Here is a 13050-nt window from a genome sequence, read left to right as displayed (position 1 = left end):
TTCCTCAGTAACGCCGTATCAGGCCGGCAAGGCTGCCCTGTATGGCGACCTTGTCGGCGGGGATGATGCGCGTTTCGTACCGTGCGTTGGCCGGTTCCAGCGCAATGGTGCTGCCCTTGCGGCGCAGGCGCTTGAGGGTCACCTCGTGCCCTTCGATCAGGGCGACGACAATTTCCCCGTTTTCGGGATTGCGGTCCTGCCGCACGATCACGGTATCCCCATCAAGGATCCCGGCCTCGATCATCGAATCGCCGCAGACTTCCAGGGCGTAATAGGTTCCGGCCCCGACAAGGCCCGCCGGGACATCAATCAGGTTCGTCGTATCGCTGATCGCCTCGATCGGGTGACCTGCGGCAATACGGCCCAGAAACGGCACGCGGACCGCATCGACCGTGGCCGCAACCTGCACGGCGGGAAGGATGGGGGTGAAGTCCCCCTTGATGACCGTGGGGGAAAACGCATCGGCGCCACGCATGGCGGTGTCCGCCGCCTCGATCTGCGGGATCTGCACAACCTCCAGCGCACGGGCGCGGTGATGCTTGCGCCGCACGAACCCGCGTTCCTCCAGCGCGGAAATCAGGCGGTGGATGCCGGATTTCGAACGCAGGCCCAACGCATCCTTCATCTCGTCAAAGGAAGGGGAGAATCCTGTCTGCTTCAGGTGCCGGTCGATATAGAGCAGGAGTTCATGTTGTTTACGCGTCAGCATGAAGGATATCTCCCGCCACCAAGGAACAAAACCAGAAAACTTATCCTTCGTTCTATGTTAGTTCCCGCTCCCAGGTCAACTCCCTGTCTCAGGGAATATCAAGGCGGATGATCCTGCAGGCATCTCCCTTTCGTGCGGGCGCAGCCTTTGCGTCGCGTATGACCAGCGCCTGACTGTCACACAGGACCTGCAGCATCGCGGAATCCTGCTGCGGGAAGGGCAGGGCGATCAACCGGCCCGCCGCATCATGACGCAGGCGTGCGCGCAGGTAACTTTCGCGCTGGTCGTTGGCCTCCACATCCGCGCCAAGGATCGCCATCCCGATTTCGGGGCCGACCGCATCCTGTCCCATCAGACGCCGCAACGCAGGGGCCACAAACAGCGTTCCACAGACAAACGCAGCAACCGGATTGCCGGGCAGTCCGATCACCGGCATCGCCCCCAGGCGACCATGCATCAGCGGTTTGCCCGGACGCATGGCGATCTTCCAGAAATCCATCTCCACGCCGATCCGCTTCAGGGCCTCCTGCACAAGGTCGTAACGCCCCACGCTGGCGCCCCCGATCGTGACCAGCATGTCCATGCCCTCAACCATGCGTGACAGCGCGATGAGGTCCTCCATGCGGTCACGCGCAACCGGCATCATCACGGGTTCCGCCCCTGCGGCGCGGATCAGTGCCTCGAGCATCAGGGTATTGGAATTGGCGATCATGCCCGGCCCCATCGGTTCACCCGGCAGGACAAGTTCATCCCCCGTCGCGACAATGGCGACACGCGGACGGCGATAAACGCTGAGCCATGGATGGTTGGCCGCGGCGGCAAGGCCGATGGCGCGGGCATCAAGCCGCCGGCCCGACGGGATGATTTCCCGCCCATGGGCGAAATCCTGTCCCCGCCTGCGCACATACAGGCCGGCCTGCGCAACCTGCGTCGTGGTCATGATGTCATCGTGGCGTGATGCATTTTCCTGCAGCACGATCGCATCCGCCCCGGCGGGCACGATACTGCCGGTATAGATCCGCACACATTCCCCAGCCCCCACCGTGCCGCCAAAGGGATGCCCGGCGGGGCTTTCACCAATCAGGCGCAGTTGCACGCCTTCGCCCGACAGGTCCGCCGCGCGCACGGCATATCCATCCATGGCGGAAATATCGGCAGGCGGGTTATCAAGCCGCGCGAACACCGGCGATGCGCTCACACGGCCCGAAGCGCAGGAGAGGGAGACGATCTCCGGCGCGGTGGCGCGAAGCCCCTGGAGGATACGTTCGCGGGCTTCTGAAACGCTCAACATGGCAGGCCGGACTCCTTTTTTGCCGGTTAAGAGGATTTTGAAGGCGAATATCAAGACTAAAAGCTTGACCTCAGCCTCTTGTATGCGCATTTTCCGCCAAACTTGAACCACTGCTGCACCCAAGTGTTCCAGCAGCGGCGGAGCAGTGCTGAGGATATCATGGCAAAGACCAACACCATTCAGATCAAGCTCGTTTCCACGGCGGATACCGGCTATTTCTACGTCACGAAAAAGAACGCCCGTGCCCAGACCGGCAAGATGGAAATGCGCAAGTATGACCCCGTCGCGCGCAAGCACGTGACGTTCCGTGAAGCGAAAATCAAGTAACCTTCCGACCCTGTGTCGGTATGAAAAAACCCCGGTCCATTCAGTTGGGCCGGGGTTTTTTCGTATCCGTATCCGCGACTGGCCCGGATGGCGTCAGTACAACCGGTCATGTGGCCCGTAGGGAACGACGATCTCGTCCTGCCGCGCAAGGTTCTCCATCGAACGGGCGCGTTCGTCCATCAGGTCACGATCGAGGGTGTTTTCCTTCAGCCCCCGCACCCGGCGCAGCCAGACCTGCTGCTCTGCATAGGCGTCCTTCTGCGCGCTGTTGGCTTCATCAAGCAGGCGCAACTGCGCGGCATAGCTGTGCAGGCCATGTTCGCCACGCATCACGTTCCAGCCGAAATAGGCCGTCAGCCCGATGAAAAGGGCAGGGGGCAGGGCGCTGCCGACAACCCGCCTGATGATCTTGCCAATCCGCATCTGTTATCCGGTATCCGTCTTTGTGCGTCAGTGATGGCATCCGCATCGCACGGACGCCACCGGGATCCACGCGGCTTCAGCCCGCCCTGAGGATCGTGCGGCCAGCATAGCGCGCCGCGGTTGCCAGTTCGTTTTCGATTCGGATCAACTGGTTGTATTTCGCCGTCCGGTCGGAGCGGGAGAGGGAGCCCGTCTTGATCTGCCCGCAGTTCGTCGCAACCGCCAGATCGGCGATGGTGGAATCCTCCGTCTCGCCCGAACGGTGGCTCATGACGGCGGTATAGCCCGCATGCTGCGCCATCTGCACGGCCTCGAGCGTTTCGCTCAGCGTGCCGATCTGGTTGACCTTGACGAGCAGGGAATTGGCGACGCCAGCCTTGATCCCGCGACGCAGGCGGTCCGGGTTGGTCACGAACAGGTCGTCCCCCACCAGTTGCAGCTTTCCCCCGAGGTTCGCGGTCAGTTCGGCCCAGCCTTCCCAGTCATCCTCGGCCAGTCCGTCCTCGATCGAGACGATGGGATAACGCGCGGCAAGATCGGCAAGGTAGGCGATCATTCCCCCCGCATCGAGCGACTTGCCTTCGCCTTTCAGTTCATAGCGACCATCGTGATAGAACTCGGTCGCGGCACAATCGAGCGCGAACGTCACGTCATCACCGGGGCGATAGCCCGCAGCCTCCACCGCGCGACTGATGAAGCCAAGCGCCTCATCCGCGGATTTCAGGGCCGGGGCGAACCCGCCCTCATCCCCGACATTGGTGTTGTAGCCTGCGCCGGACAGGCTCTTTTTAAGCTGTGCAAAGATTTCCGAGCCCATGCGGATCGCATCGGTCACCGTGGGCGCACCCACTGGCTGGATCATGAATTCCTGGATGTCGATGGGATTGTCCGCGTGCTGGCCGCCATTGATGATGTTCATCATCGGCACGGGCAGCGTACGCGCGTAAACGCCCCCCACATAGCGATAGAAAGGCACCTGCAGTTCTTCCGCCGTGGCCTTCGCCACCGCCAGCGAAACGCCAAGGATGGCGTTCGCGCCGAGGCGGGATTTGTTCGGCGTCCCGTCAAGGTCGATCATCGCCTCGTCAATGGCGACCTGATCGCTGGACTCGACACCCTGCAGGGCGCCAAGAATTTCGTTTTCGACATTGCCGACGGCCTTCAGAACGCCCTTGCCGCCATAACGCGACTTGTCGCCATCACGCAGTTCCACGGCCTCATGCGCGCCGGTGGACGCGCCGGAGGGAACTGCCGCGCGCCCCTTGGCCCCGGATGCCAGTTCCACGTCCACTTCCACGGTCGGGTTGCCACGGCTGTCGAGAATTTCGCGGGCGATGATGTCGATAATGGCGCTCATGATATCCGTTTCCTCTTTTTCCAGAGTTTATTGAGGTATCGAAAACCGGACATGCTCCCGATACCCGATGCAGGTGACGATACCAGAAACATATGACGTGTCACATGTCTCAGTGCGATAAGATGAAAACTAGCAAGGAGTGCCCATTGTCGTGAAACGCCTTCCCCTTCTGGCCATTATCATGGGTATCGCCAGCCTGCTCCCGATCGTGGGGTGCACCTGTGCGATCATCTTCCTCTCGCCGGCCGTGACGCCACGCATGCTGGAGGTCACGGTGGGATACGGGGCGGTGATGCTGTCCTTCATGGGGGCCGTCCACTGGGGACTGGCGCTGGAGACGCCCGCCATCATCACGCCGGGACAGGAGACGGGGAAAATCAGCACTTACCGCCTGCTGCTGGGCGGCGTGCCTGCCGGTATCGGCTGGCTGTCGCTGTGTGCGGCCATGTTCCATGAACTCGCGGCGGTACTGATGCTGATGGCCGGGTTTGCCGGCGTGGTGGTGGTGGAACGCATGGCATGGCGCAGGGGGGCAATGCCGCGCGGCTACATGACCCTGCAATGGATTGTCGTGACGGTGGTGGAGGTCTGCCTGCTTGCGGTCACGGTCATGGCCCTGTCATGGAAATATAGCGCATGACGCCAACCACCCATGGCACAGCCCGTAAGTCATAGAAGCTTTTTGGTGAGGCTTTTTGCTTCAGACGAACACCGCCTTTTTTAAGAAAAGGCGGCATCCGGAATTCAGGCCGTCTCCTTGGTCAGGCGGTCATAACGCTGCAGACCGGACAGCAGGCCTTCCATCTGTGACAGAGGAATCATGTTGGGACCATCGCTCGGCGCGTTGTCCGGATCTTCGTGGGTTTCGATGAACACGGCGGCCACCCCGATCGCAAGGGCCGCACGGCTCAGCACCGGGGCAAACTGCCGCTGCCCTCCCGACGAACTTCCCAGACCGCCAGGCTGCTGCACGGAATGGGTCGCGTCATAGACCACCGGAAACCCGGTCTGCGCCATGATCGGCAGGGCACGCATGTCATTGACCAGCGTGTTGTAGCCAAATGACGTCCCGCGTTCGCACAGCATGATGCGCTCATTACCGGTCGAGGCGATCTTCGCCGCCACGTTGGCCATGTCCCACGGGGCAAGGAACTGCCCCTTCTTCACGTTGATCGCGGCACCCGTCTGACCCGCCGCAAGCAGAAGGTCGGTCTGGCGGCACAGGAAGGCGGGGATCTGCAGCACATCCACCGCCTCGGCCGCTGGGGCGCACTGCTCCGGCAGGTGGACATCGGTCAGTACGGGAATGTCGAAACGCTCCCGCACGCGGGCAAGGATTTCCAGCCCGCGACCCGCCCCGATTCCGCGCGCACTGTTCAGGCTGGTGCGATTCGCCTTGTCGAAGGAGCTTTTGTAGATCAGCCCGATTCCCAGACGACGCGCGATGGCCTGCAGCGAATCGGCGGTCTCCATGGCATGGGATTCCGATTCGATCTGGCAGGGACCGGCGATCAGGGTAAACGGCCGGTCATTGCCGATCACCAGATCCCCGACCCGGATTGACACCGGTGCGTTCACTGGCGTGCGCTCCGCTCCAACGCAGCACCAACCAGTCCGGAAAACAGCGGATGCGGGTCAAACGGCTTCGACAGCAGTTCCGGGTGGTACTGCACCGCAACGAACCACGGATGGTCGGGATATTCCACGATCTCCGGCAGGATGCCGTCGGGCGACATGCCGGAAAAACGCAGGCCCGTCTTTTCCAGTTGCTCGCGGTAATGGACGTTCACCTCGTAACGGTGACGATGGCGTTCACGGATGTCGGTCCGGCCATAGATTTTCGCCACATGCGAACCTTCCGCAAGCCGGGCCGGGTAGGAGCCAAGCCGCATCGTCCCGCCAAGTTCACCACCCTCACGCCGGCGCAGCAGTTCGTTGCCACGCGCCCATTCCGTCATCAGGCCGACAAGGGGTTCCTCCGTCGGGCCGAATTCGGTGGACGACGCCTTGGGCAGGCCCGCCAGATTGCGTGCGCACTCGATCACCGCCATCTGCATGCCGAAACAGATGCCAAGGAAGGGGATGTTGTTTTCACGGGCGAACTGCACCGCGCGGATCTTGCCTTCCGAGCCACGCTCCCCGAAACCGCCGGGGACGAGGATGGCGTCGGACCGTGCAAGCGCCTGCAGGCTGGCGTCGGACTTTTCAAAATCCTCGGCCTCGACCCAATTCAGGCGCACCTTGGCGCGATGGGCGATGCCACCATGGTGCAGCGCCTCGATCAGGGACTTGTAGCTGTCGAGCAGGGCGGTGTACTTGCCCACGACCGTAATCGTCACCTCCCGTTCGGGATGGCGGATCGCATCGACGATATGTTCCCACCGCGACAGGTCGGGTTCCTGGTCCGCGGGCAGGCCGAAATGGCGCAGCACCTCGGTATCCATGCCTTCGGCGTGATAGGAAATGGGGCAGGCGTAAATCGTATCGACATCGCGCGCGGCGATGACCGCCTCGGGCCGGACGTTGCAGAAACTGGCGATCTTGCGCCGCTCGTTGGTCGGGATCTCCCGGTCGGAACGGCAGACCAGCATCTGCGGCTGGATGCCGACATTCTGGAGTTCCTTGACCGAATGCTGCGTGGGCTTGGTCTTGAGTTCACCGGCCGCCGCGATCCATGGCAGCAGCGTCAGGTGAATGAACATCGTCTGCTCGGGCGCAAGGTCATTGCGTAGCTGACGGATGGATTCAAGGAAGGGCAGGCTTTCGATATCGCCAACCGTGCCGCCAATCTCCACAAGGACGAAATCGACGTCCTCGGTCCCCGCGACGATCATTTCCTTGATTGCGTTGGTGATGTGGGGAATGACCTGCACCGTCGCGCCGAGATATTCGCCACGCCGTTCCCGTGCAATCACATCGGAATAGATCTGGCCCGTCGTGGCATTGTCTGCCTTGGTCGCGGGTACGCCTGTAAAACGCTCGTAATGCCCAAGGTCGAGATCCGTCTCCGCACCGTCGTCGGTCACGAAGACCTCGCCGTGCTGATAGGGACTCATCGTCCCCGGATCGACATTCAGGTAGGGATCGAGCTTGCGCAACCGGACCCGATAGCCACGAGCCTGGAGGAGGGCGGCAAGGGCAGCCGAAGCGATACCTTTGCCAAGGGAGGACACCACGCCGCCGGTGATGAATACAAACCGCGTCATGGAGGGCCTTCCTACACTGCTTGCGCCCGGCATGAAAGACCCAATTGACGGGGTCATTCACGCATGGGCAGAAAAATCTCCGGCCCGGCATCCTGCACGCAGTCCGCCGGGCCGGTCACATACGTCATTTGGTCGCGGGCGTGCCCGTGGGTGCGGCCGGGGATGACGGGGCGGGAGGCTGCGCCAGGATGTCATGCCCGACACCCGACGACGCACCGCGGTTCATGATCGCGAGCGTCAGCGACAGCACCATGAAGATCGTGCCGAGGATGGCGGTCGAACGCGTCAGCAGCGTTGCCGTGCCCCGGCCCGACATGAATGACCCCATTCCCTGCGAACTTCCGATCCCGAGGCCACCGCCCTCGCTGCGCTGGATCAGGATCGTCCCGATCAGTGCCACCGTGACAAACAGATGCAACAAAAGAAGGACCGTGATCATACTTGTTCCCAGCTATCCCCTGCGGACGGGGCCGATGAAATCAGATATCGACCGCCGCACGGACGATCGGCATGAACGTCTCCGCCGCCAGGCTGGCATTGCCGACCAGCGCGCCGCCAACATTGGCGATGGGCAGGATATCGGCGGCGTTACGTCCGTTGACCGACCCACCATAAAGGATTTTTATGGTTTTACCAGCATCGCCAAACTGCCGGACCAGTTCCTCGCGGATGAACTGCGTCATGTCGGCGATATCCTGCTGTGACGCGGCCGTGCCCGACCCGATCGCCCAGACGGGTTCATACGCCACGATACCGGAAAATCCCTGCGGCAGGGATCCCTGGATCTGCCATCCGACGGTTTCCTGCGAATCCCCGGTGGAACGCTGGTCGGCATTCTCGCCCACGCACACGATGGGCGTCAGGCCCGCCGCCGCGGCCGCGACCGCCTTTTCACGCACGGTTTCATCAAGTTCGTTATGGTCGCGGCGACGTTCGGAATGGCCGAGGATCACGTATTCAACACCAAGGTCACGCAGCATGCTGGCCGCGATGTCGCCGGTATGCGCGCCACAGGGATCCTGATGGCAGTCCTGCGCCCCCAGCGCGATCCCGTGTTCGCGCAGTTTCGGCCCCAGCAGCGCCAACTGCGTGAAGGGCGGGCAGATGACCACCTGCGCGCCAGAAACATCCTGTCCCATGGCCGCGCCCATGTCGTCGACCGCCTTGGCGGCGTCCGCGGTCATGCCGTTCATCTTCCAGTTGCCGACGATGATCTGCTTCATTGTTGTTTTTCCGGTTACTGCACTTGCTGGACTTTTTTCATACCGTGGGCCGGCCCGTGCCTGATGATGGCCGGGCGGCGCGGATGCTCGCTCCAACCTACACCATGCCGCCTGCCGGGTGGCAACCCGTCCGCACGGTGGGGCAGGGACGTGGGGGACGGCGTTGCGCGCAAACGCCCGACTGGTCAAACGCGCGGGGGGGCCGTATGGTGCCGCTGCTGAAAAAGTGGCCCATCCATGCCATGCGCGCATGGGTCATGCCGCGTCTACTTGCCGATTTTCGTCTGGGTCTGGTGTCTGCATGTTATCATTCTTGTGCCGTGTTTTTGTCGATTCCTGGGTCGGCAGGGTTGTCGTGGGGCTGTTTTTCCTGACGTTCGTCGGGTGGGGCGTGGGGGATGTCCTGATGAACATCGGCACCGAACGCGCCGATGTGGTGGCGCGCGTCGGGCCTGACCCGATCCTCGTGCCGGCCTATGAACAGGCGCTGCGCACGGAAATGCCCCAGATCGCGCAGCAGATGCACCTTGACGATCCGTCGCAGATCCCCGCCGCCACGCGCGAACAGATCGCGCAGCAGGTCCTCCAGCGCCTGATCCTGCAGGACGAGGTGGCGCTCGCCGCCCGCCAGCACGGCCTGCTGGTCCCCGACAGCGCGGTCCGCGCCGAAATCTTCGCCATCCCGGCCTTCCAGGACAAGAACGGGAAGTTCGACCGCGCCCTGTTCAACACCCGGCTGCGCAGCAGCGGCATGACCGAGGCACGGCTGATTGAACTCGTCCGTGCCGAGCAGGCGTCGAAGGCGCTGATGGAGCCGATTCGCAATGGCGCGGGCGCGCCCGCCATCCTGACGCGCCGCATCTTCGACCTGGAGGCCCAGACCCGCAGGGTGGACATCGTGCGCGTGCCCTTTGCCGCGCAGACGCCCGGGGCCCCCACGGATGCGCAGGCCCGCCGCTTCTATGCCAACCACCCTTGGCTGTTCGAGGCCCCGGCCTACCGGCACGCGCGAATCGTGGTCCTTTCGCCCGAGACCGTGGCGCATTCCATGACCATTCCCGACGCGGACCTGCACCACATGTATGAACAGCAGGCCCAGCGCTTCAACACGCCCGAGACACGCTCCGTACAGGTCATCACCGCCCCGTCCGAGGCGCGCGCCCGCGAACTGCTGGCGATGTGGCAGGGCGGGGCGAACTGGGACGCGATGCAGAAAAGCGCGGGCAAGGACAGCGCAAGCGTGGAGATGGATGACATCCGCATCTCCTCCATCCCGTCGCAGGACCTCGCACGGCAGATCTTCACGGCCCCGTCCGATACCGTGTCGCCGCCCGTCCATACGGATGGTGGCTGGGCCATCTTCCGTGTCATCCATGTGACCCCGGCCCATATTTCCGACTTTGACTCCGCACGTCCCGCCCTGCAGGCGCAGGCCCTGGCCGAGAGGGTTCAGGCGCAGATCGGTGAGCGGGTGCAGAAACTGCAGGACGCCATCGCTGGCGGTGGGCTGGATTCCATTCCCTCCGAACTTGGCGCCGTGGCGGTTGCGGGCAACGTTGATGCCCATGGCATGACGCAGGAAGGCAACCCCGCCCCAATTCCCGGCAGCAACGCCGTGCGCCAGGCGATCGTCGCACGCGTCTTCTCCCAGCCCAGGGGCAGCAGCCCCGAACTGCTGCAGGCGCCGGAAGGGACGTGGTACGCCGTCTCCGTCGATGGGGAAACGCCCGCCCGCCCGCTGTCGTATGAGGACGCGGCGCAGAAGGTGCGGGACGCATGGATGGACGATGCCCGCCGCCATGCCGCCGATCAGGCGGCGACCACGCTTTACACGCAGGCGCAGGATGGTGGTGGCCTTGCCCATATCCAGCCCGCCGTGCCCGACCTGGTGCACAGCGCACCTTTCTCCCGCGCGCATGACGTGAACGAGGTTCCGCATGATGTCGCGGAAATCGCCTTCCGTCTTGACCATGTGGGGCAGAGCCTGATGGTGGAGGCGGACGGGGCCTTCTATGTCGCGACGCTGACGGATGTTTCCTCCCCCGACCCGGCGGCGCAGCGCATGCTGTTCGATCGCATCCGCACCACCCTGTCGCAGGCCGTGGCCGATGATGTGGAGATGAGCTATGCTCAGGCGCTGCAGGCGATCGTGAAACCCAAACCCAACCCGAGCGCCATCAACGCCGTCATGTCCGCCGTTTCCGGCAAGGGCAATCCAGAGGCAGGACAGTGAGTACAGACCCTTCGCAGTTCATCCCTTCGTTCCGGGCAATGCCTGCTTCCGACCGGGAAGCGGCGTTGGCCCTGCTGCGCGCCGGGAAGGCGACGGTCGCATGGCGGGTGGAACCTGCGGACCTGCTGACACCGGTCGCAGCCTTCCTGCACCTGTCACCACTGGCGAAGCGTCATGGCGGCGGCACGGGTGGACGCAACGCCTTTCTGTTTGAAAGCGTGGAGGGCGGGGTCTCGCGCGGGCGCTATTCGGTCATCGGCCTGCTGCCGGACCTGATCTGGCGCTGCCATGACGGCCGCGCCAGCCTGTGTACGGACCCGTCCGCCGCCCGGCATGAATTCCGCCCTGATGAGCGTCCGCCACTGGACTCCCTGCGTGACGTACTGCACGCCAGCCGCATCGAACTTCCGGACCATCTTCCCCCGATGACGGGTGGGGTGTTCGGCTATCTCGGCTATGACATGATCCGGCAGATGGAATACCTGCCAGATATTCCGCCCGATGACCTCGACCTGCCCGAGGGGATCATGATCCGCCCCGGCCTGTTCGCCATTTTCGACACGGTGCGCGACGAACTGCTGCTGGCGGTGCCATTGCGCCCCGACGCCGATATCCCGGCCGAGGCGGTATGGGACAGGGGGCAGGATCTCCTGCGACAGGCCGGCGCGGCGCTGGCCACGCCTTTGCCCACGCCGCAACCGGAGACGGGGACCATTGCCCCGCCGGTACCCACGTCGCCGTTCACGCGGGAAGAATTCTGCGCGGTGGTGCGTCGCATCCAGGACTACATCGCTGCGGGCGATGCGTTCCAGGTCGTGCCCAGCCAGCGGTTCGAGGCGGAATTCACGCTGCCGCCATTCGCGCTGTACCGCGCGCTGCGCCGGATCAATCCCGCGCCGTTCCTGTTTTACCTCGACCTTGACGGGTTCAGCCTTGTCGGCTCCTCACCGGAGATACTGGTAAGGCTGCGCGATGGCACGATGACGGTGCGCCCTCTTGCCGGGACACGCCCGCGTGGGCGCACCGCCGCCGAAGACATGGCGCTGGAGCAGGATCTCCTGGCGGACCCCAAGGAACGTGCCGAACATCTCATGCTGATCGACCTTGGCCGCAACGACGTGGGCAAGGCGTGCGAACTTGGCTCCGTCAGGGTGACGGAACAGTTCGTCATCGAACGGTTCAGCCATGTGATGCACATCTCCTCCAATGTGGAAGGAACCATCCGGCCGGAGCTTGAAGCGCTTGATGCGCTGATGGCGGGGTTTCCTGCGGGCACGCTCACCGGCGCGCCCAAGATCCGGGCCATGGAAATCATCGACGAGGTCGAACCCACACGGCGGGCGACCTATGCCGGGTGCATCGGCTATTTCGGTCCCGAAGGACAGATGGATACCTGCATCGGGCTGCGCATGGCGGTCGTCAAGAACGGCAGGATGTATGTGCAGGCCGGGTGCGGTGTCGTCGCCGACAGCGTCCCCGAGGCCGAATACGAGGAAACCCGCCAGAAAGCCCGTGCCCTGTTCCGCGCGGCGGAGGAGGCCGTCCGCTTCGCCAGTCGCGAACAGCCAGACCGGGCGGGTGAATAAATGTTGTACGGGAATATACACATTTATTTTACCGATCCCCCCAACAGGGATTTGACCCTGCCACGCCGGAAGGTCATGATATCGTCATGATCCTGTTGATCGACAATTATGACAGCTTCACCTTCAACCTTGTCCACTATCTGGGGGATCTGGGGGAACGCTGTGACGTCCGCCGCAACGATGCGCTGAGCGTCGATGAGGCGATGCGCCTCAAGCCCGAGGCGATCGTGTTTTCACCCGGCCCCCGATCCCCGAACGAAGCCGGAATCTGCTGCGACCTGATCGCGCGCGCGGCAGGGGAAATCCCCATGTTTGGCGTCTGCCTCGGCCACCAGTCGATTGGCCAGGTCTTTGGCGGCAAGGTCGTGCGCGCCCCCATCCCGATGCATGGCAAGGTCTCGCCCGTCATGCATGACGGGACGGACATCTTCACCGGCCTGCCGGACCCGTTCCGCGCCACCCGTTACCACAGCCTGACCGTCGATCCCGACACGCTGCCCGATACGCTGGTGCCCACGGCATGGACGGCCGACGGGGTCATCATGGGACTGCGGCATCGTGACCTGCCGATCTTCGGGGTGCAGTTCCATCCCGAAAGCATCGCCTCGGAACACGGCCACGATATCCTGGCCAACTTCCTGTCCATCGCGCGCACCGGCAGCGTACCGTCCAAATCCCGGGCCGCCTGAGCGGCC

The 13050-nt window shown here is 63.4% G+C and carries 13 protein-coding genes; 5 read left to right on the top strand and 8 right to left on the bottom strand.

All coding sequences use genetic code 11. From position 1 onward, the window contains the following. Nucleotides 1-4: 4 nt before the first annotated feature. Nucleotides 5-709, bottom strand: coding sequence for a transcriptional repressor LexA (lexA, locus tag HNH97_RS10580; protein ID WP_110912610.1), 705 nt, complete (start codon nt 707-709; stop codon nt 5-7). An 88-nt stretch (nt 710-797) separates the two neighbouring features. Further along, a complete protein-coding gene (locus tag HNH97_RS10575) occupies nt 798-2000 on the bottom strand; it encodes a molybdopterin molybdotransferase MoeA (protein WP_171790843.1) in 1203 nt (400 codons plus the stop codon). Nucleotides 2001-2159: 159 nt separating this feature from the next. Between HNH97_RS10575 and rpmG the strand changes: the two genes are divergently transcribed. Next, nucleotides 2160-2327 (top strand): 50S ribosomal protein L33, encoded by a 168-nt coding sequence (gene rpmG / locus HNH97_RS10570; RefSeq protein WP_025813389.1) that lies wholly within the window; start codon nt 2160-2162, stop codon nt 2325-2327. A gap of 93 nt (nt 2328-2420) precedes the next feature. Here the strand turns inward: rpmG and HNH97_RS10565 are convergent, their stop codons facing one another. Further along, the gene (locus HNH97_RS10565; RefSeq protein ID WP_110912608.1) at nt 2421-2750 is read right to left on the bottom strand and encodes an FtsB family cell division protein; all 330 of its coding nucleotides are present in this window, start codon (nt 2748-2750) and stop codon (nt 2421-2423) included. A 76-nt stretch (nt 2751-2826) separates the two neighbouring features. Continuing rightward, nucleotides 2827-4107 (bottom strand): phosphopyruvate hydratase, encoded by a 1281-nt coding sequence (gene eno, locus HNH97_RS10560; RefSeq protein ID WP_171790842.1) that lies wholly within the window; start codon nt 4105-4107, stop codon nt 2827-2829. A gap of 151 nt (nt 4108-4258) precedes the next feature. On the opposite strand from eno, the gene HNH97_RS10555 reads away from it, so the two are divergent. Next, nucleotides 4259-4747 carry a DUF3429 domain-containing protein gene (locus HNH97_RS10555; RefSeq protein WP_110912678.1) on the top strand — a complete coding sequence of 163 codons (489 nt, stop codon included), beginning with the start codon at nt 4259-4261 and terminating at the stop codon, nt 4745-4747. 104 nt (nt 4748-4851) lie between these two features. Here the strand turns inward: HNH97_RS10555 and kdsA are convergent, their stop codons facing one another. The 4 genes from kdsA to tpiA all read right to left on the bottom strand — a co-directional run bounded on the left by kdsA (nt 4852) and on the right by tpiA (nt 8536). Beyond that, nucleotides 4852-5673 (bottom strand): 3-deoxy-8-phosphooctulonate synthase, encoded by an 822-nt coding sequence (gene kdsA, locus HNH97_RS10550; RefSeq protein ID WP_171790871.1) that lies wholly within the window; start codon nt 5671-5673, stop codon nt 4852-4854. Nucleotides 5674-5681: 8 nt separating this feature from the next. Then, on the bottom strand, nt 5682-7313 hold the full coding sequence (locus HNH97_RS10545; RefSeq protein WP_171790841.1) for a CTP synthase: 1632 nt from the start codon (nt 7311-7313) through the stop codon (nt 5682-5684). A gap of 124 nt (nt 7314-7437) precedes the next feature. Continuing rightward, the gene (gene secG, locus HNH97_RS10540) at nt 7438-7752 is read right to left on the bottom strand and encodes a preprotein translocase subunit SecG (protein ID WP_171790840.1); all 315 of its coding nucleotides are present in this window, start codon (nt 7750-7752) and stop codon (nt 7438-7440) included. Between the two features lie 40 nt (nt 7753-7792). Continuing rightward, nucleotides 7793-8536, bottom strand: a complete 744-nt coding sequence (tpiA, locus tag HNH97_RS10535; protein WP_110912603.1) for a triose-phosphate isomerase — start codon at nt 8534-8536, stop codon at nt 7793-7795. A gap of 301 nt (nt 8537-8837) precedes the next feature. Here tpiA and HNH97_RS10530 point away from each other — a divergent pair, with 301 nt between their 5' ends. The 3 genes from HNH97_RS10530 (at nt 8838) to HNH97_RS10520 (ending at nt 13044) form a co-directional block, all read left to right on the top strand. Beyond that, complete coding sequence (locus HNH97_RS10530) at nt 8838-10769, top strand: peptidylprolyl isomerase (protein WP_171790839.1); 1932 nt, start codon at nt 8838-8840, stop codon at nt 10767-10769. A gap of 38 nt (nt 10770-10807) precedes the next feature. Continuing rightward, the gene (trpE, locus tag HNH97_RS10525) at nt 10808-12355 is read left to right on the top strand and encodes an anthranilate synthase component I (RefSeq protein ID WP_171790870.1); all 1548 of its coding nucleotides are present in this window, start codon (nt 10808-10810) and stop codon (nt 12353-12355) included. Between the two features lie 86 nt (nt 12356-12441). Continuing rightward, nucleotides 12442-13044: an anthranilate synthase component II gene (locus tag HNH97_RS10520; protein ID WP_110912600.1), complete on the top strand. Its 603-nt coding sequence runs from the start codon at nt 12442-12444 to the stop codon at nt 13042-13044. The last annotated feature ends 6 nt before the right edge of the window (nt 13045-13050 follow it).

This window comes from Gluconacetobacter entanii (assembly GCF_013155425.1).
Classification (GTDB): domain Bacteria; phylum Pseudomonadota; class Alphaproteobacteria; order Acetobacterales; family Acetobacteraceae; genus Novacetimonas; species Novacetimonas entanii.
This window is presented reverse-complemented; position numbering and strand designations above follow the sequence as displayed.

Coding starts and splice junctions, on each gene's coding strand:
- lexA (WP_110912610.1), bottom strand. CDS start 709: ATGCTGACGCGTAAACAACATGAACTCCTGCTCTATATCGACCGGCAC.
- HNH97_RS10575 (WP_171790843.1), bottom strand. CDS start 2,000: ATGTTGAGCGTTTCAGAAGCCCGCGAACGTATCCTCCAGGGGCTTCGC.
- rpmG (WP_025813389.1), top strand. CDS start 2,160: ATGGCAAAGACCAACACCATTCAGATCAAGCTCGTTTCCACGGCGGAT.
- HNH97_RS10565 (WP_110912608.1), bottom strand. CDS start 2,750: ATGCGGATTGGCAAGATCATCAGGCGGGTTGTCGGCAGCGCCCTGCCC.
- eno (WP_171790842.1), bottom strand. CDS start 4,107: ATGAGCGCCATTATCGACATCATCGCCCGCGAAATTCTCGACAGCCGT.
- HNH97_RS10545 (WP_171790841.1), bottom strand. CDS start 7,313: ATGACGCGGTTTGTATTCATCACCGGCGGCGTGGTGTCCTCCCTTGGC.
- secG (WP_171790840.1), bottom strand. CDS start 7,752: ATGATCACGGTCCTTCTTTTGTTGCATCTGTTTGTCACGGTGGCACTG.
- tpiA (WP_110912603.1), bottom strand. CDS start 8,536: ATGAAGCAGATCATCGTCGGCAACTGGAAGATGAACGGCATGACCGCG.
- HNH97_RS10530 (WP_171790839.1), top strand. CDS start 8,838: ATGTTATCATTCTTGTGCCGTGTTTTTGTCGATTCCTGGGTCGGCAGG.
- trpE (WP_171790870.1), top strand. CDS start 10,808: ATGCCTGCTTCCGACCGGGAAGCGGCGTTGGCCCTGCTGCGCGCCGGG.
- HNH97_RS10520 (WP_110912600.1), top strand. CDS start 12,442: ATGATCCTGTTGATCGACAATTATGACAGCTTCACCTTCAACCTTGTC.